The sequence below is a fragment of the Kribbella sp. NPDC023855 genome (assembly GCF_040639475.1).
GTDB lineage: Bacteria > Actinomycetota > Actinomycetes > Propionibacteriales > Kribbellaceae > Kribbella.
Window position 1 is genome coordinate 18217 of sequence record NZ_JBFAAA010000025.1, and the last position, 16829, is coordinate 35045.

General features: G+C 67.6%; 8 protein-coding genes. 2 read left to right on the forward strand and 6 right to left on the reverse strand.

The genetic code is table 11. The features are described from left to right. The 6 genes from AB0F51_RS39520 to pheS form a co-directional block, all read right to left on the reverse strand. Entirely contained in the window at positions 1 to 5817 is a 5817-nt protein-coding gene (locus tag AB0F51_RS39520) for an Ig-like domain-containing protein (RefSeq protein ID WP_360288989.1), read from the reverse strand. A 197-nt stretch (positions 5818 to 6014) separates the two neighbouring features. Next, positions 6015 to 8351, reverse strand: coding sequence for a hypothetical protein (locus AB0F51_RS39525; RefSeq protein WP_360288991.1), 2337 nt, complete (start codon positions 8349 to 8351; stop codon positions 6015 to 6017). Next, positions 8348 to 9319 (reverse strand): glycosyltransferase family 2 protein, encoded by a 972-nt coding sequence (locus tag AB0F51_RS39530; RefSeq protein ID WP_360288993.1) that lies wholly within the window; start codon positions 9317 to 9319, stop codon positions 8348 to 8350. Before AB0F51_RS39530 ends, AB0F51_RS39525 begins: the two co-directional genes overlap by 4 nt. 50 nt (positions 9320 to 9369) lie before the next feature. Beyond that, entirely contained in the window at positions 9370 to 10914 is a 1545-nt protein-coding gene (locus AB0F51_RS39535; RefSeq protein ID WP_360288995.1) for a gamma-glutamyltransferase, read from the reverse strand. A 6-nt stretch (positions 10915 to 10920) separates the two neighbouring features. Continuing rightward, the gene (locus AB0F51_RS39540; protein WP_360288997.1) at positions 10921 to 13488 is read right to left on the reverse strand and encodes a phenylalanine--tRNA ligase subunit beta; all 2568 of its coding nucleotides are present in this window, start codon (positions 13486 to 13488) and stop codon (positions 10921 to 10923) included. Further along, complete coding sequence (gene pheS, locus AB0F51_RS39545) at positions 13488 to 14597, reverse strand: phenylalanine--tRNA ligase subunit alpha (RefSeq protein WP_360288999.1); 1110 nt, start codon at positions 14595 to 14597, stop codon at positions 13488 to 13490. The genes AB0F51_RS39540 and pheS overlap by 1 nt, the downstream gene beginning before the upstream one ends. 491 nt (positions 14598 to 15088) lie before the next feature. Here pheS and AB0F51_RS39550 point away from each other — a divergent pair, with 491 nt between their 5' ends. Both AB0F51_RS39550 and AB0F51_RS39555 read left to right on the forward strand, forming a co-directional pair. Then, a complete protein-coding gene (locus tag AB0F51_RS39550) occupies positions 15089 to 15235 on the forward strand; it encodes a DUF664 domain-containing protein (RefSeq protein ID WP_360289001.1) in 147 nt (48 codons plus the stop codon). Positions 15236 to 15387: 152 nt separating this feature from the next. Then, positions 15388 to 16179, forward strand: a complete 792-nt coding sequence (locus AB0F51_RS39555; protein ID WP_360289003.1) for a DUF5677 domain-containing protein — start codon at positions 15388 to 15390, stop codon at positions 16177 to 16179. The last annotated feature ends 650 nt before the right edge of the window (positions 16180 to 16829 follow it).

The following is a 16829-nucleotide window of genomic DNA, read 5'->3' on the forward strand; positions in this document are numbered from 1 at the left end:
CTACGGGCGGCCTCGGCGGGCGATCCGCAACAGCGTGATGCCCAGCGCAACCAGTAGTCCGGCGAGGGTGAGAAGCATGGCCGGTGGTCCTCCGGTATCTGGTAGTGCGGCCCTGCCGACGCTGGCCCTGGACACCGGCTGGGCCCCGATGGCCACCTTCACCTGCGAATCTACTGTCACGCCGTTCGTGTCAGCGACCCGGTACGGCTGTTTCGCCGTACCGGTGAAGCCCCGCTCCGGAACGAGCCTGATCGTCCCGTCGGTACCGGCCGTCCAGACACCGACGGCCGGTACGACCACCCGCTTCCCACAGGTGGCCGGCCCGGTGACCAGGCAGAGGCTGCCCGGGTCCCAGGCCGCGCCCCGGGTCGCGGCATCGTTCAGGAGTGGGTTGATGACCACCGGGTTGCCCAGGCTGCCAGTACCACGGTCGAGGATGGCCTTCGCCCCGCTGGGAGCACCGACGGTGATCTCCAGGCGAGCCGTGTCCGACGTCCCGTTCGCATCGGTCACCCGGTAGGTGAGCGACCTGGTGGTACCGATGAAGCCCTTCACCGGGGCGTACTCCACGGTGCCGTCCGGCCGGGCCGTAAAGCTGCCCTCGGCCGGGATGGTCACCGTGGTCTTGTCGGTCCCGTCCGCCGGGTCGCGCAGCACGACCGACGTCGGGACCAGCGGCGCGGACGGGTCGCCGGGTTTGTCGTTGCCGAGCACCGCCACGGTCACGGCCCTCCCGTACTGCGTACTCGCGCTGTCGTCCACCGCCACGGGACGGACCGGCAGCACGGTCACCGAGACGGTCGAGCGGGCCGCGTTCCGGTTACTGTCCTTTACCTCGTACGCCGCCGGCCGCGTGCTGCCCACGAAACCTGTCACCGGCGTGAAGGTGATCTTGCCTCGGGCAATCGCATAGTGGCCTTGGGCCCCAACCGCCACCCGGTCGACCAAGTTGCCTGCGGCATCCACCAGGAGCAGCGTGTCCGGGTCGAGTTTCGCGCCGGAGCCGGGCTTGTCGTTGGCGAGCGGATCGAAGGTGACCGCGACGTGCTGCTTGGTCTCGGCCAGATCGGGAAGCGCCACCGGTTTCGTGCCGACGGTCACCACGAGGGTCGCAGTACCGGTGCTTCCGTTGGCGTCGCCGACTTGGTAGGTCACCGGCGTCGTCGGACCTGTCCAGCCGCCCCACGGCAGCAGCCGGATCCCGCCGTCGGGCTGGACGGTGTAGGTGCCTTGACCGTCGACCCGCAGACTCATCACCGGGTCGCCGGTCGCGAAGTCGACCAGCCGGACACTGGCCGGTACCAGCGGTGCCGTCGCGTCACCGGGCTTGTCGTTGGTCAGCACCGCCACGGTGATGGGGGTGTCGAAGGCGGTTGATGCTGTGTCGTTCCCGGCGTCCGGCACGATCGGGTCCACCATCACCGTGACGGTGGACGTCGCCGTGTTCCTGGCCGTGTCCGTCACCTGGTACGCGATCGAGGTCGGCCCGCTGAACGCCGGCACCGGGTCGAAGGTGACCTTGCCGGTCACACCATCGACCTTGTAGGTGCCCTGCCCCGCGATGGTCGCGGTCTTCGCCCAACTCTTGCCGTCGTAGACCTGGACCGACGTCTTCTCCAGCTCCGCCTGCGTGCCGGGCTGATCGTTGCCGAGTGGATCCACCGATGTGTTGACGTTCTGCTTCGTCGTACTGGTGTCGGGTTTGGCCTGCGGTCCCTTGCCGACCGTGAGGAAGACCAGGCCGTCGGCCGGCGTCCCGTTGGTGTCGCTGATCCGGTACAGCGCGGGGGTGGTCATGCCCTGGAAGTCCTTCACGGGCACGAACGTGACCGAGCCGTCCGGCTTGGCCGTGTAGGTGCCTTCGCCTGGCTGGGTGACCGTCTTCTGGTACTTCGCCGGATGCGCCGGATCCTGCAGCAGCAGACTCGCCGGGACGAGCGGGGCGCTCGGATCGCCGGGTTTGTCGTTGGTCAGCACGTTCAGCGTGATCGGCTGGTTGAACGGGGTGATCGCCGAGTCGTCGACGGTGAACGGCTGCACCCCGGTCACCTCGATGCCGAGCGTCGACGAGGCGGCGCTGTGCTGCGAGTCGGTCACCTTGTACTGGATCGCCTGCCCGCGGCCGTGGAAGGCAGGCACCGGGTCGAACTCGATCGCGCCGCTCTTCTGCACGGTGTAAGTGCCTTGCCCGGCGATCGTCACGGTCTTCCCGAAAGCCGCGCGCCGCGGTACGCCCTGGGCCGCCACGACCACCGACGCGGGGTCGAGCTTCGCGCCGGTGCCAGGGCTGTCGTTGGCCAGCACGTTCACGGTAACGGTGACGTTCTGCAGCGTCGAGGCGTTGTCGGCCTGCGCGACCGGCGGCAGCCCGACGGTGATCCACACCGTTGCCGTCGTTGTCGTCCCGTTGTCGTCGGCAACCTGATAGGTCAGCGCGGTCCCCGGCCCGCTGAAACCGGTCACCGGCGTGAACACCACGGCACCGGCCCGCGCGGTGTAGACGCCTTCGTCCTTGATGGTGACTGCGGTCTTGAACAGCCCGTCGGCCGGGTCCTTGAGCAGCAGGCTGTCGACGACGAGTGGTGCGCTCAGATCGCCGGGCTTGTCGTTGGCGAGCACCTTGACCGTCGCCGTCACGCCGTACGGCGAGGTGGCGGTGTCGTCCTCGGCCTTGGGCACGATCGGTGTGACGGTGATCGTGATGGTCGAGCGGGTGTCCTGGTCGAACCAGTCCGAGACGCGATAGGTCAGCTTGGTCGCCGACCCGGTGAAGGCCGGCAGCGGGTCGAAGCTGACCGAGCCGTCCGGGTTCACGTGGTAGGTGCCCTGGCCGGCGATCGTGACGATCTTCTTCAGCGAACCGTCCGCCGGATCGATCAGGACGACGCTCAGCGGGTCCAGCCCGGTGCTCGGCCCGGACTCGTCGTTGATCAGCGGATCGAGAGTGAGTGGCTCGTCCTGCTTGGTCGTCGCGGTGTCGGGCTTCGCGCTCGGCGGCGGCGGTTTGGCGATCGTGACGGTCAGGGTGGCAGTCGCGATCGTGCCGTTCACGTCCGAGACGGTGTAGGTCAGCGGCGTCGCGACCCCGGTGTACGTCGGCAGCGGATCGACCTGCACCTCGCCGTCCGCCACCACCGCGAAGGTGGCCTCGCCGTCCACCGTGACCGTCGTCCTCGGCTGGTGCGTCATCGGGTCGATCAACTTCACGCTGCTCGGCACCAGCGGCACCGCGGGGTTGCCCGCACTGTCGTTGGCGAGCACCTCCACGGTCACATTCTGGTCGTACGCCGTCCTGGCGGTGTCGTCCGTCGCGTCCGGCTGCACCTTGGTGATCTCGAGGGTCAGTGTCGATGCGCCGATCGCACCGTTGCCATCGGCCACTTGGTAGCCGAGCGCGGTCGCCTTGCCGCTGAAGGCCGGGACCGACTCGAACAGCACCCGGCCGTCGGGCTTCACCGTGTACTTGCCTTGCCCGGCGACGACCACACTGCTCGAGGGTTTGCCGCCGGCCGCGGTCGGCAGGATCAACCGAAGTGTGCCCGGCACGATCGCCGAGCCCGTCGGTCCGGGCCTGTCGTTGTCGAGCACCGGGACGAACAGCGAGCCGCCTTGCAACAGGGTCGCCTGGTCCGGGTTGGCGACCGGCGGCCCGGGCGCGTCGACCGCCACGGTCAGCTGGGCTCGCGCCGGAGTGCCGTTCTTGTCGAGCACCTGATAGGTCAGCGGAGTGGTGACGCCCTGGAAGCCGTGCACCGGCTGAAAGCTCACCTTGCCGCCAGCAACGACATATTTGCCTTGTCGCGCCACCGTCACCTCGTCGACCAGTTTGCCGCCGGCCGGATCGACCAGCTTGAGGGTCAGCGGGTTCAGCGGCGCCTCCGGCGTACCGGGCAGGTCGTTGTCCAGCACCGGGATCAGGACGTTGGTGTCGAACGGCGTGGTGACCGAGTCACCCAACGCCTTGGGGGTGACCGGCGTGACGGTGATCGCGAGAGTCGACTCGGCGACCTGGCGGGTGCTGTCGGTGACGCGGTATCCCAGTGAGGTGGCGACACCGGTGAACTGCGGCAGCGGCATGAAGTCGACCGTGCCGTTGGGCTTCACCACATACGTTCCCTCGCCCGGGACGACCGCCTTCTTCTTGAAGGCCGCGCCGCTCTTGGCCGGGTCGGCCGGATCTCGCAGCACGACGGAGTCGGGCACGAGGGTGACGCCAGGCGCCGCCCGGTCGTTGGCGAGCAGGGTGAGCGCGATGCTCACGTTCTGCTGGGTGATCGCCGTGTCGGCGACGGCGACCGGCTTGGCGGGCAGTGCGACGGTGATCGTCAGCTTCGCGGTCGCGGTCGTGCCGTTGGTGTCGGCGACGCGGTAGCTGACCGGTTTGCCCTGACCGACGAACCCGGGCACCGGCTCGAAGTCGATCTTGCCGTCGGACTTCGCGACGTACTTGCCCTCGGCCACCACGTTGACCATCACCACGCACTGGTCGCCCGATGGCAGGCACAACGACCCCGGCCTCAGCGGACTGGCCGGATCGCCGGGCTTGTCGTTGCCCAGCACATCGGTCGTCAGCCCGGTGTTGTACGGGGTGGTCGCGGTGTCGTCGACCGCGATCGGCGGAGGCGGCGGGGCGATCACGATCGGGTGGTCCTCGACTTCACCACCGTCCGCGGCGCCGGTGGCCTTCTCCACCTGGGCAGTTGTGTACCCGGCTCGCAGCCGCGCGTACGTCGTCCCGGCGGTCAGTTTCGGCAGGGCCTGCCAGTTCAGCGTCACCGCACTCTGGCCGGAGGCGAACGTGGTGCAGACCCGCTCCCCCGGCTGGAAGGTGCCGCTCTTGTCGAGGTCGATCCAGCCGCAGACGCGACCAGATTTGCTCGCTCCGGTCAGCGCGACGGTCGCCGAGTAGCTCTTGGCCGTGGTCGCGAGTGGCTTGAAGGTGACCGCGTCGTCCGCGCGGTCCTGCGTCACCGGGCCGTTGGTGCCGTTGGCAACCGTCGCGTTGTCCTCGGTGACCTCGTCACCCAGTCGCAGATCGCTGAGCACCGACCAGGCCGTGCCGTACGACGTGGGCGCGTCGCCGAAGTCCTCGCCGACGGACGCCACGATCGAGAACGCGTCGCCGGACGACTTGGCGTTGAAGGCGGGAACCGTCGCGTTCTTGGTGAAGACGGCGGTCAGGTCGAACGAGATCGACCGGGCGACGCCGTTGACCTTGACCGAGCCGCAGGCAGCGGTGGCGGCCGAGTCGGGGCCGTCACCGGTGTCGGTGTTGATGCAGTTGGGGCCCGCGTCCGGGTTGAGCGCGGTGATCTTGTCGCTGCCGACGGCAAGGTTGTTGCCCTGGCCCACCTTCGTCAGGCTGAGACCGGCGGTCGTGAGTCGGAGGACCGAATGCAGCTCGGACTGGGCGTTGGGCCGGCCGTTCACCGTCTGGGTGGCGGCACCGCCGAGACCGGCCAGGTGCAGGATCGGGTCGCGGACCGGTTGCGAGAAGGTGATCGTCAGCGTGCCGCGATTGCCGCAGGTGCCGATCGCGGCGCAACTGCCGGTGTTGACCAGGATGTCCTGGGCGGGGGTGGTGCGGGCGATTGCCGGGTCGTAGGTCTTCGCGGTGCTGCCCCGGACACCCGCTGTCGTTGCGTCCAGCAACTCGGTTTCGCCGCTGACGGTGATCGTCTGGACAAGGCCCGAGCCGGGCATCGTCGCGGTCGCGGAGTTGCCTTGGGCAAAGGGGGCCGTGGGCACCTGATAGGCGCCGGCCGGATCCGAGGCGGTGACAGTCGCAGCGGTCGCAAGAAGACCAAGCGCAGCCATCCCACCCAGCACCCTCCGCCCGCCGGAGCGTGGGACGGAGCCGGAGCTTGAGGCCGAGCCTGAGCCCGAGCTTGTTCTGGCGTTGGTCCCCGTCATCCCACGCCCTCCCGAGCACTCACGTTTCCGCATGCGTCGGCCTCGGGGCGAGCGGGCCAGCGTAGAGGTAACGCTCTACGCCAGCCCGATGTTACGCGGGATCAGCCCGTGAGTTCGTAGATCTTGACCCGCTGCCAGCTGTGTCGCAGTACCGCGAGCTTGTCGAGTTCCGGCGACACGGGTCCACCGAACAGATCGGCGTAAAGCCAGCGGACGTGGTACTGCTCGCGCAACTGCCGCAGTACTTCGGGGGTCGGGTCGTAGATCGCCTGGTTGGTCAGCTCGACGCGATCCGGCCAGGGCGACGGCTGCTGGTTGTAACGCAGACCGCCGACGCCGTGGTTGACCATCGCCTGTGAGGTGTAGCCCCAGCCTTCGAGGAAGGTCCGGCGGCCGGCGATACCGCTGACGATGTAGCCGCGGGCGTCGCAGCCGGGCCCTTGTTTTCCGGCCGGGCGGCACCAGGTGTTGCTGACGACAACGTCTTTCGGGTCGGAGTTCTTCGCGAGCCAGAGCGCGGCGGCTTCCTCGTCCGGGTAGACCCACCAGGTCGCGGAGGTGAAGGTCTGCGCCTGCTTGCCGCCGTTGAGATGCAGGTTCTGCTCGAAGGTCCTTGCCGACGGCACCACCAGCATCGTCAGCAGCACAAGCAGCCCACCGAGCCCGGCCAGCCGCGGCACACGTTTGATCAGCAGCAACCAAACAAACATGAGCCCGGCCGCTACCGCGACGACAACAATCAACGGACGAGCCACCAACGCAATCCGCCGCACCTGCGACCCACTGGGAACAGCATCAGCAGTCAACAACACGAACGCGAACACAGCACCCAGCACGATTGCAGCACCAGCAACTAGCACCAGCACACGACGCCGACCCGCAACCTCTCCGCTCTCACCCGAGGCTCTCGACGCATCCGGCGCGGTCGGGCGCTTGGCGGCGGGGTACGTTCTGGTGATGGTGGCGGCTAGCCAGGCGGCGGCGGCGAGGCTGAAGGGGACTGCGCTGTGGACGAAGTACGCCTCGCTCACCGACGGGTGGTCGACCACCAGGAAGCCCGCCCACCCGGCGATCAGCGCACCGAGTACGAACCAACCGACGGGCTCTCGCCGCAGTTCGCGCTTGCCGGCCAACCCATAGCCGACGACAGCCAACAGCTGACCGGTCAACAGCATCAAGGTGACCACCAGAACGCCACCGATGGACAGCACCTGACCCGACGTCAGCGCAGGCAGAATCAACCCACCTTCACCAACGAGCGTCTTGTCCCGCGTCGCCGCCGCATAACCACCCTGCGTCTTGACCACCGCAAGAAGCTGCAACCCCGACCCGCTCGTACTGCCCGCCACCGTGACCATCGTGCCGACGGCAGCAGCCACCAGCAGCGAACCCGCCGCAATGAACCGCATCGGCAACCGCCGGTCGCGGATCAACAGGAAAAGCGCCGGCAACCCGACCGCCCCGACCAGGATCGGCAGGATCGTGGGCTTCGACCCACCACCCACGACCGCGACGGTAAAGGCGAGCAGCCACAACCCCTTCCTGGTATCCCGTTTGAACAAGAGATGAATCAAGAACACGGCGGCCGTAGTACCGGCGACCATGCCAAAGGTCTGCGACGGGCTGAGCAGGCTGAGCGGCGGCGACAGGTTCACCGCCGTGTCGATGAAGAGGAACAACTGCGGCCCGGCCAACGCCGCAGCAGCCAGTACGCCGGTCCACCACGCGCGGCTGACCGTCCTGGCCAGCGTCGCGCAGACCAGCAGCGCAACCAGCAACTTCGGCAGCAACCACAACCGGAACAGCACTGTGATCGGCGAGAGCCCGGTGATGTCCACGGCCGCAGCCATGTCGGCATTCGCGAACCAGTGATACTCCAGCGACTCCCCCGACACCTGCGGCAACTCCGGCGGCACCGAGCGAGTCAGCTCGTTCAGCATCGACAGGTGATAGAGCAAGTCCTGGTAGTACGACGTGCCGTCCGGTGGCGCCGGGTGGTACTTCATCGCGCCGACCACCGTGCCGCCGAGCAGGACGGCCGAGGCGATCACCATCCCCCAGGTCCACAGCAACGGCAGCGGCTTCGGCTCCCGGATGCGCCAGTGCTTCCTGAGTTGCGGCACCGCGGCGAACGCAACAATCACCAGCGCCGGCCAGATCACCAGCGCTCGTTGCCATCCCAGCGCAGTGAAGATCGCCCACCCGGCCAGCTGGTACGTCGCTCCGACGGCCGACCCGAGTCCGAAGTCCTCCGCCCAGTTGCCGGTACTCCGCCACAGCGCACGCAGGATCAGGATGCCCGGCAACGCGACCGCCAGTGCGAAGTACAGGGTGTACTTCGCGATCGGGACGACGGGGACGTCGAGGGAGATCAGGGCGAGGACGGTGACGGCGTACGGAAGCAACCACGGCAGAAGCCGCGGCAGGGAACGCGTCATCTAGACGGGACCTCGTCGCGGGCCGGGGGACCGGTGTCTTCGAGGCTGTCGTAGCCGACCAGGAACTGCGGCCGTCGCTGACTCGACTGGAACAACCGGGCCACGTACTCCCCCAGCAAGCCGAGGCAGAGCAGCTGGATCGCGCCGATCACGCTGACCGCCAGCACCGTCGACGTCCAGCCCGGCACACTGTTGCCCGACAGCTTGATCACCAGCGCACCGACCGCGAAGAGAGCGGACAGCAGCCCGCCCAGCAACCCGAACCAGGTGGCCAGCCGCAACGGCGCCGCCGAGAACGCGGTCACACTGTCGAAGGCCAGCCGGAACATCTTCGACCAGTTGTACTTCGTCACGCCCGCCGCCCGCTCGGCGCGAACGTAGGCGACCTCGGCACTGGGAAAGCCCAGCCACGGAATCACCAGGCGGAAGACGCGACCGTCCTCCGGCAGACCGTTCACCGCGTCGACCACCCGTCGCGAGACCAGCCGGAAGTCCGCCGCGTCGAACGGAATGTCCTTTCCGACCAGGCGACACATCAGCCGGTAGTACAGCCGCGCGGTGGTTCGCTTCGGCCACGAGTCACTCGAGCGGTCGGAGCGCACGCCGTACACGACGTCGACCCCCTGGTCGCGGGCGGCCGCGAGCAGCTCGGCGATCACCTCGGGCGGGTCCTGCAGGTCGGCGTCGATCGTGACCAGGTACTTGCCCCGGGCGCGCCGGAAGCCTGCCGACTGCGCGGCCTGGTGACCGGAGTTGCGAAGCAGCCGGACGACCCGGAGCTCGGGCCACTCGACGGCCGCGGCGAGCAGCATCGAGGCGGTCGCGTCCCGGCTGCCGTCGTCGACCACGAGCACCTCGTAGCTGATGCCGAGACCGTCCAGCAGGGGACGCATCCGCTCGAAGAAGATCGGCAGCACCTCTTCCTCGTCGTACATCGGCACGACGACGGAGAGTTCGGGATCCGGCATGTCCGGTGGTCCTCCACGACTGGTCTGGCTGAGGTGGCGAAACTAGCAGGTCACGGAGCAGGTGAGACGGCGACGGCCCCGGTACGGCGCGGGTCGCCGACGGCGAGCAGCCCGTCGGCCGGGTCCCAGAAGGCGGCCGCGACGCCACCGAAGTACATCGAGTGCGGTGGCATCGAGCGAGTGGGCAGATTGCTCGCGTAGCCCGAGCCGTCCAGATCGTCCTCGTAGTCGACGACGATGTTCTCGCGGACGCGGACGTGCAGCCGCGGATACTCCACCGCTTCCTGCAGGGTCAGACCGCCGTGCGTGTAGAGCGCGTAGACCTGCGCGATCGCGGTCGGGATCCGATCCGAACCCGGCGAGCTGATCGCCAGCACGGCCCCGTCGCTGTCGCGGCGGGCGACGCTCGGTGCCATGTTCGAGGTGAGTCTGGTGCCCGGCGCGAGGCTGTGCGGACCGCTGTGCAGCAACTCCTGCTCGCCGAGCGCGTTGTTGAGCCAGATGCCGGTGCCCGGCGTCATCACTCCGGAGCCGTAGCCGGACGACACGGTGATCGCGCAGGCATCACCTTCGTCGTCGACCACGGAGACGGTCGCAGTACTGGGAGAACCCAACGCTCGCAAGTCTCCGGCAGACGCAAGCTCCAGCAGCTTCTGCCCTTCGAGCTGGCGCACGTCTTCCTCGTCCAGCTCGGCCAGCCGCCGACCGAGCACAGCGTGCTGTACTTCGATCAGTCGCTCGATCTCGGCCGGATTCCAGGCACCCTGCCCCGGCACTCCTTCGAGCAAAGCGAGCATCGCAGCCGCCGCGACTCCACCGACAGCGGGAGGAGGGTTGGTCGCCAACTGCCAGCCGTTCTGCCGGACGATGAGTGCCGGACGAACGACCGCCTCGTACGCCGCCAGGTCCTCAGCGGTGAGGATCCCGTCGTTGGCCGCCATGTCGCGAACCAGCAAGTCCGCCAGCTCACCGGTGTAGAGCGTCTCGGCCCCCTGGTCGGCGATCAGCTCGAGCGCTTCGGCGAGCTCCGGGATGACCACGGTGCTCCCGGCCTTGATCACCACGCCGTCGTCATCGTGCACGACCCCATGGCTGGGTGGGTGCCAGCCGAAGATGATGTCGTGGGTGTAGCCGAGGTAGTAGCCCGACGTACGGCTCAGCGGAAAACCCTGCCGCGCCACCTCGATCGCAGGCCGGACCACCTCGCTCCACGGTGCCTTGCCGGATCGCCGGTGCGCCAGATCGAGCGCCTTCATCCCACCCGGTGTCGCCACCGAACCGTGGCCGATCGTCGTGGTCGTCCCGCCGCCGTACTCGGTGGTGACGTCCCAGACGCCTTGGCCGAACTTGTGCTCCGGCAACCCGCGCCCGGGCATCTCCACCCAGCCGTCGATGGTGACGGCCTCCCCACCCTTGACCTGCAAGGTGACAAAGCCACCCGAGGCCGGCGACACCACGCCGATCTCGTTGACCATCGTCACCAGGGTCGCGGCGATGGCGGCATCGACCGCGTTGCCGCCCTCCGCCGCCAACCGCACCCCGGCCGCGGCCGCCGCCGCATTGGGCGCAGCGACCGCAACCCGAGGATTACTCATCGCAGGTCAGCCGACGCGTTGTACTGCGCCGAAGCGGTCCACCGTGACCTGGACGGCCGCCTGCCGCGCGGCGCTGACCTCGGTTTCAGTGAGAGTCCTGTCGGCCGCGCGGAAGCGCAGTGCGAAGGCGAGCGACTTCTTGCCCTCGCCGATCTGCTCGCCGGTGTAGAGGTCGAACAGCCGGATCGACTCCAGCAGCTCGCCCGCACCTTCGACCAGGGCTGCCTCGACATCCGCCGCCGCGACCTCGGCCCCGACGATCAGCGCGACGTCTTCCTTCGCGATCGGGTACGACGAGAACGGCTGCGCCACGACCGACGACGGACTCGCCGCCATCAACCCGTCCAGGTCGAGCTCGACCGCACACGACCGGGCCGGCAACCCGAACGCCTGACACACCTTGGGGTGCAGCTCGCCCGCATGACCGATGACCTTGCCATCGACCGACACCTCGGCACAGCGGCCCGGGTGCCACGGCGCGAGCTCGACGTTCCGTAGTACGGGCTCGACGCCGACAACAGCGGCAACAGACCGTGCCACCTGTACTGCGTCCGCCCAACCCGCGGCCTGGCCCTTGCCCCACCAGCCGGTCGGAGTCCGCGAGCCGGTCAGCACGACCCCGAGATGGAGCGGCTGCTCCGGGAGCGCGTCGTACAGCGCCTGGATCTCGTCGTCACTCGGCCGCTGCGCGACGGACGGCAGCGGCGCGGGCTTCGATTCCGCGCGCGGCAGGAAGACCAAGCCGGTCTGGAAGATCGCGAGATCGGTGGCGCCGCGACCGACGTTGCGCTCGGCGGTGCGGAGCAGGGTCGGCAGCAGAGTCGTCTGCATCGACGGCTCTTCGTCCGACAACGGGTTGGCGAGCTTCACCGTCGTACGGCGAGCGTCGTCAGCGGGCAGGCCCATCGCATCGAACTCGGCGTCACCCACGAACGGGTACGAAACGACCTCGGTCAGCCCAGCTCCCACCAGCGCGGTGGCGATCCGCCGACGCCGCTTCTGCGCAACCGTCAGCCCCTGCCCACCCGGCGCCTTCGGCAACACCGAGGGAACGTTGTCGAACCCGAACAGCCGAATAACCTCTTCGGCAAAGTCGTTGGGATCCCGCAGATCCGGCCGCCACGAAGGCGGTGTCACGGCCCAGAGCAGGTCCCCGCTGATCACCTCGCCGCCCTCGGCCGGGTGCTGGTCGAGGGACGGCGCGTGCACTCCGACCGCCAGTGCGGCGGGCACCGCGTCGTCCGCAGCCGGCTCGACCTTGCAGCCGACAGCTTTCAGATGACGCAACGCCTCGTCGACGGAGATCGGCGCACCCGACACGCGGGCGGCATGGTCGCCGCGGATGACGACCGGCTCCGCCGGGGTGTGGGTGTCGATGAAGGTCTCGGCCGGCTCGATCGTGCCGCCGGCCAGGTCGCGCAGCAGGTCGGCCGCCCGCTGCGCGGCGTACCGCGCGAGACCGGAGTCGACCGTCCGCTCCCAGCGCTTCGAGCCCTCGGTGGACAGCTTGTGCCGTCGTGAGGTCCGGGCGATCACGATCGGGTCGAAGTGCGCGGACTCGATCACCACGTCGCGCGTGCTCGGCGACAGCTCGGTGGTCGCGCCACCCATCACGCCGGCCAGACCGATCGGGCCGGAGTCGTCGGTGATCAGCAGGTCCTCGGGATCGAGCTCGCGGGTCTGATCGTCCAGCGTGACCAGCTTCTCCCCCGGCTGCGCGCGGCGCACGACGATCTCGCCCGACAGCAGCGCCTTGTCGTAGCCGTGGATCGGGTTGCCCAGCTCGAGCATCACGTAGTTGGTGATGTCGATCGCGATCGAGATCGGCCGCATCCCGGCCGCGAGCAGCCGCCGCTGCATCCAGCGCGGCGTGGGCACCGACGGGTCGATGCCGCTGACGGTGCGGGCGGTGAAGGTGTCACACGCGTGCTCGTCCTCGACCCGGACCGGGTAACCACCCTTGCCGTCACCGTCGAGCACGAGGTCTGCCGGGTCCCTGAGCGGCACGCCGTACGCCGTGGCGGCCTCCCGCGCGACACCCCGGATGGACAGGCAGTAGCCCCGGTCGGGAGTGACGGCGATGTCGAGGACGTCGTCGCTGAGCGACAGCAGCTCGATCGCGTCGTCGCCGGGGGTCCCTTCACCGGGCTCGAGGACGACGATGCCGCCCGAACCGTCGTCGCCGAGACCGAGCTCCGAGCTGGAGCAGATCATCCCGTTCGACACGTGGCCGTAGGTCTTGCGTGCGGAGATCGCGAATCCGCCCGGCAGCACCGCGCCCGGCAGCACGACGACGACCAGGTCGCCGACCTCGAAGTTGTGCGCACCGCAGACAACCCACTGCGGCTCGTCCTTGCCGATGTCGAGCGAGCACCAGCGGATGACCTTGCCGTTCTTCTGCGGCTCGTTGTCGTACGTCAGCACCTTGCCGACCACCAGCGGGCCGCTCAGGCCGGACTCCTCGACGGTCTCCACCTCGAGACCCGCCCGAACCAGCTTCTCTCCGAGCTCGCGGCCGGTCACGCCGGCCGGCAGCTCGACGTACTCACGAAGCCATGACAGTGGGACCCGCATCAGATCTCCATCCCGAACTGGCGGCTGAACCGCACATCACCCTCGACCATGTCCCGCATGTCCTCGACCCCGTTGCGGAACATCAGCGTCCGCTCCAGGCCCATCCCGAACGCGAACCCGGAGTACCGGTCGGTGTCGATCCCGCAGGCCTGCAGAACGCGCGGGTTGACCACACCGCAGCCACCCCACTCGATCCAGCCTTCACTGCCACACGTGCGGCACGGGCGGTCCGGGTTGCCGACCGAGGCGCCGCGGCAGACGAAGCACTTGAGGTCGACCTCGGCCGATGGCTCGGTGAACGGGAAGAAGTTCGGCCGCAGCCGCGCTTCGAGGCCCTCACCGAACATCGAGACGACGAAATGGTCCAGCGTGCCCTTGAGGTGCGCGAGCGTGATGCCCTCGTCCACGACCAGGCCCTCGACCTGGTAGAAGACCGGCGTGTGGGTCGCGTCCAATTCGTCGGTGCGGAACACCCGGCCCGGGCAGATCACGTAGATCGGCGGCTTGCGGGTCAGCATCGACCGCGCCTGCACGGGCGAGGTGTGCGTCCGCAGTACGGTGCCGGAACCGGGCGGGTCGACGAAGAACGTGTCCTGCATCTGCCGCGCCGGGTGGTCGGGCTGGAAGTTCAGCGCGTCGAAGTTCAGCCACTCGGCCTCAATCTCGGGGCCTTCGGCGACGTCCCAGCCGAGCGCCGCGAAGACGTCCGCGACCTGCTCCGAGATCAGCGACAACGGGTGCCGCGCGCCCAGCTCGGGCGTGTGCCACGGCAGCGTCACGTCGACCCGCTCGGTGGCCAGCATCCGCTCCTCGTGCTCGGCCTCCAGCACCGCAAGCCGCGCCGCAAAGGCCTCGTTGAGCGCCTTCCGCGCCGCACCGATCCGCTGACCGGCCTCCTTACGCCCCTGCGGCGGCAACGCCCCGATCTCCCGGTTCGCCAGCGCGATCGGCGACCGCTCGCCGAGATGGGCGACCTTCGCCTCCTGCAGCCCAGCCAGGTCAACCGCTTTCGCGAAGGCGTCAAGGGCCTCGTCGCGCGTCCGTTCGACCTCGTCGGCATGCAGAGGAGTGACCTCGACGGGGTCGTAGTTCTTGTTGGGACCGGACATGGCTCTCTTCCCGGGGTCGCTGGTAACCGAATTGCTCAAAGCAGTCTAGGAACCCCGAGGCCCTGACCGTGAATCGGTCCATGAGGAATCCCCACGCAGCCTCCGACGCCCGCTCGTACCTCGCGTGCTCGTTCGACTGCTCCCGCCCACCCGGTACTGAGCGCTCCTCCGTCGCGCGAACGCGACCACGCTGCACGGACCCAGCTCGCGAAGAGACTGCTGTGGCCCATCCGCAGGCCCGGTAAACGATGGTCAGGCGCTATCGGTTGCACCAGTCGAGCGGCGAGACCGTCTGAGCGGCTGAGCGAGGTGTTCCAGCGACCGTTTCCCGAGCAGTTCCCGTGGTGGATGACTTCGCAGAGCCCACTCCGATCGGTGGGCGACCGCCGACGAGAGCCGTGCCGAACTCGTCGACTGCGATCAGCGGGCGTGGAGGCACTCCGACACGACGATCGATGTGCCCGCCCTCGACGCACAGGGCGGATCCCCTGGTGGCTGGCTCGCGACGTCACCTGCACTCGATGCTGGTCCACGTCCGGATGGAAACCAGCCGTCACACCGGCCAGGCCGACACCCTCCGCGAAGGCAGCGAAGGCGGCATCGGAATGCTCCCCGCCCCCGAGCCCCACCCCACCTGATGGCAAGACAACCACACCGGAATCGAGCAGGGCACGGCCTCCCAGCGACAGGCGCCCATCAAGTTTGACAATCCTGAGCTGGTAACACTGTGCAGCAGGAGAACCGCATACGATGATGTCCGGATCAGGAATATTTACTTTATGAGGAAAATATGACGAATGCGCAAATCTCCGAAACTCAGATTGAAACATTGACCACCTATACTCAAGCGGCTCTCGTATGGTTAGAAAGTTGTCGACTGGAGTGGGTATCCGCAGCCGAGGCGCCTTACGACGAAGCCATCTTGCGTTTACTTCGGTTGCTTACGACCAACGGAATGTCAGCAATCGCGCTCGCATCGAACGGACTTGAGCAGGCCCCATCAGCACTTGTGCTTGGTCGCCCATGCCTGGAAATCGGCCTCACCGTGAAATGGATGCTTTCTGCCCCAGATGCGCAGGAAGTGCTCCGTCGCTGGCTGGGTTGTCATCTCGAAGCGGCGGATTGGATGGAGAAGGTCGCCAAGCGTTCAGCCGATGTCGGCTTCCAGGATCAAGCTGACAGATGGACGAGCGGAGCCACGCGCCGAAACGCACTGATCGCAAAAGTCACGTCTTCACTAACGCTTGATGGGCCCATCAAGCGACCAGACGTAGCGTCACTTTGTCGCACTGAAGGACTATCACGTCTCTACTATGGCTATCAACTATCGTCGCAGTTTGTTCATGGCGGCATCTTGGCCTCTGAAGAGTTCTATGCGCCAATGAAAGATGAACCCGTTGAACGCCCGATAGCAGCCGACTGGCTATTGCCACTAAGCATGATCATCTGGGGCGTATTATTTAGCAGCAAGGCGTATACGGAACACTTCGCTGACAAAGTTGAAGTAGATCCCTTGCCACTGGAAAGGGTAACTACATTCTTTAATAGCATCTCTGGGTTCCATGAGGCTCGTGCCACATAGAGTGCTGCAGTCCTTGGGTAGCCCCTTTGCATCCCACCAGTGGGAGCGGGCAGCAACGACCGTGTCCAAGAGTGACGATCACATCGCTGTCGCTCTGGAGGTATGCGCGTCGCAGCTGCGCGATCTCCATGGACCCAACCCCAGACAGGCCCGCCGACAGTTCTCAAAGCCGGAAAGTATAGGGGATTCCGAAGTGTCCGGATCTGGTCAGGCTGGCCACAGAGAAGAGAGACCTGTGGATGATGACCAGAGCGGCCGGCCTGCCCGGCAGCGTCGCCTTCGTGGCGTACGACTTGCTGGTCCCGATAGGTCAGGTCATGGCAGCCAACTACATCCGCGACCACGCCAAAGCCCTGCTCGGACGATGTCGAGCGGGGCTCCGGCGGGCAACCCGACCCGGGATGCATGCGCAACGTAGTCGAAGAGCGCGACGAAGGAGCGCATACCGGGGCGGGTGGGAGCAGTCGAACGAGCACGCGACGCAGGAGCGGGCGTCGGAGGCAGCGCGGGCACAACCCCGGCCAGCTCCCACCCACCCGACTCGGCCGACCACCATGGGCTTGCCCCCGGGTGGTGGACACCGGGTTATGCGGCTTTGGCCGCGTGGTGGTGTGTGAGTTCGTACTGTATTGGGCTGGTCATGCCGAGGG

Excerpts from the sequence above, each read along its gene's own strand:
- pheS (WP_360288999.1), bottom strand. The coding sequence starts at position 14,597 with ATGTCCGGTCCCAACAAGAACTACGACCCCGTCGAGGTCACTCCTCTG.
- AB0F51_RS39530 (WP_360288993.1), bottom strand. The coding sequence starts at position 9,319 with ATGCCGGATCCCGAACTCTCCGTCGTCGTGCCGATGTACGACGAGGAA.
- AB0F51_RS39520 (WP_360288989.1), bottom strand. The coding sequence starts at position 5,817 with ATGGCTGCGCTTGGTCTTCTTGCGACCGCTGCGACTGTCACCGCCTCG.
- AB0F51_RS39535 (WP_360288995.1), bottom strand. The coding sequence starts at position 10,914 with ATGAGTAATCCTCGGGTTGCGGTCGCTGCGCCCAATGCGGCGGCGGCC.
- AB0F51_RS39540 (WP_360288997.1), bottom strand. The coding sequence starts at position 13,488 with ATGCGGGTCCCACTGTCATGGCTTCGTGAGTACGTCGAGCTGCCGGCC.
- AB0F51_RS39525 (WP_360288991.1), bottom strand. The coding sequence starts at position 8,351 with ATGACGCGTTCCCTGCCGCGGCTTCTGCCGTGGTTGCTTCCGTACGCC.
- AB0F51_RS39555 (WP_360289003.1), top strand. The coding sequence starts at position 15,388 with ATGACGAATGCGCAAATCTCCGAAACTCAGATTGAAACATTGACCACC.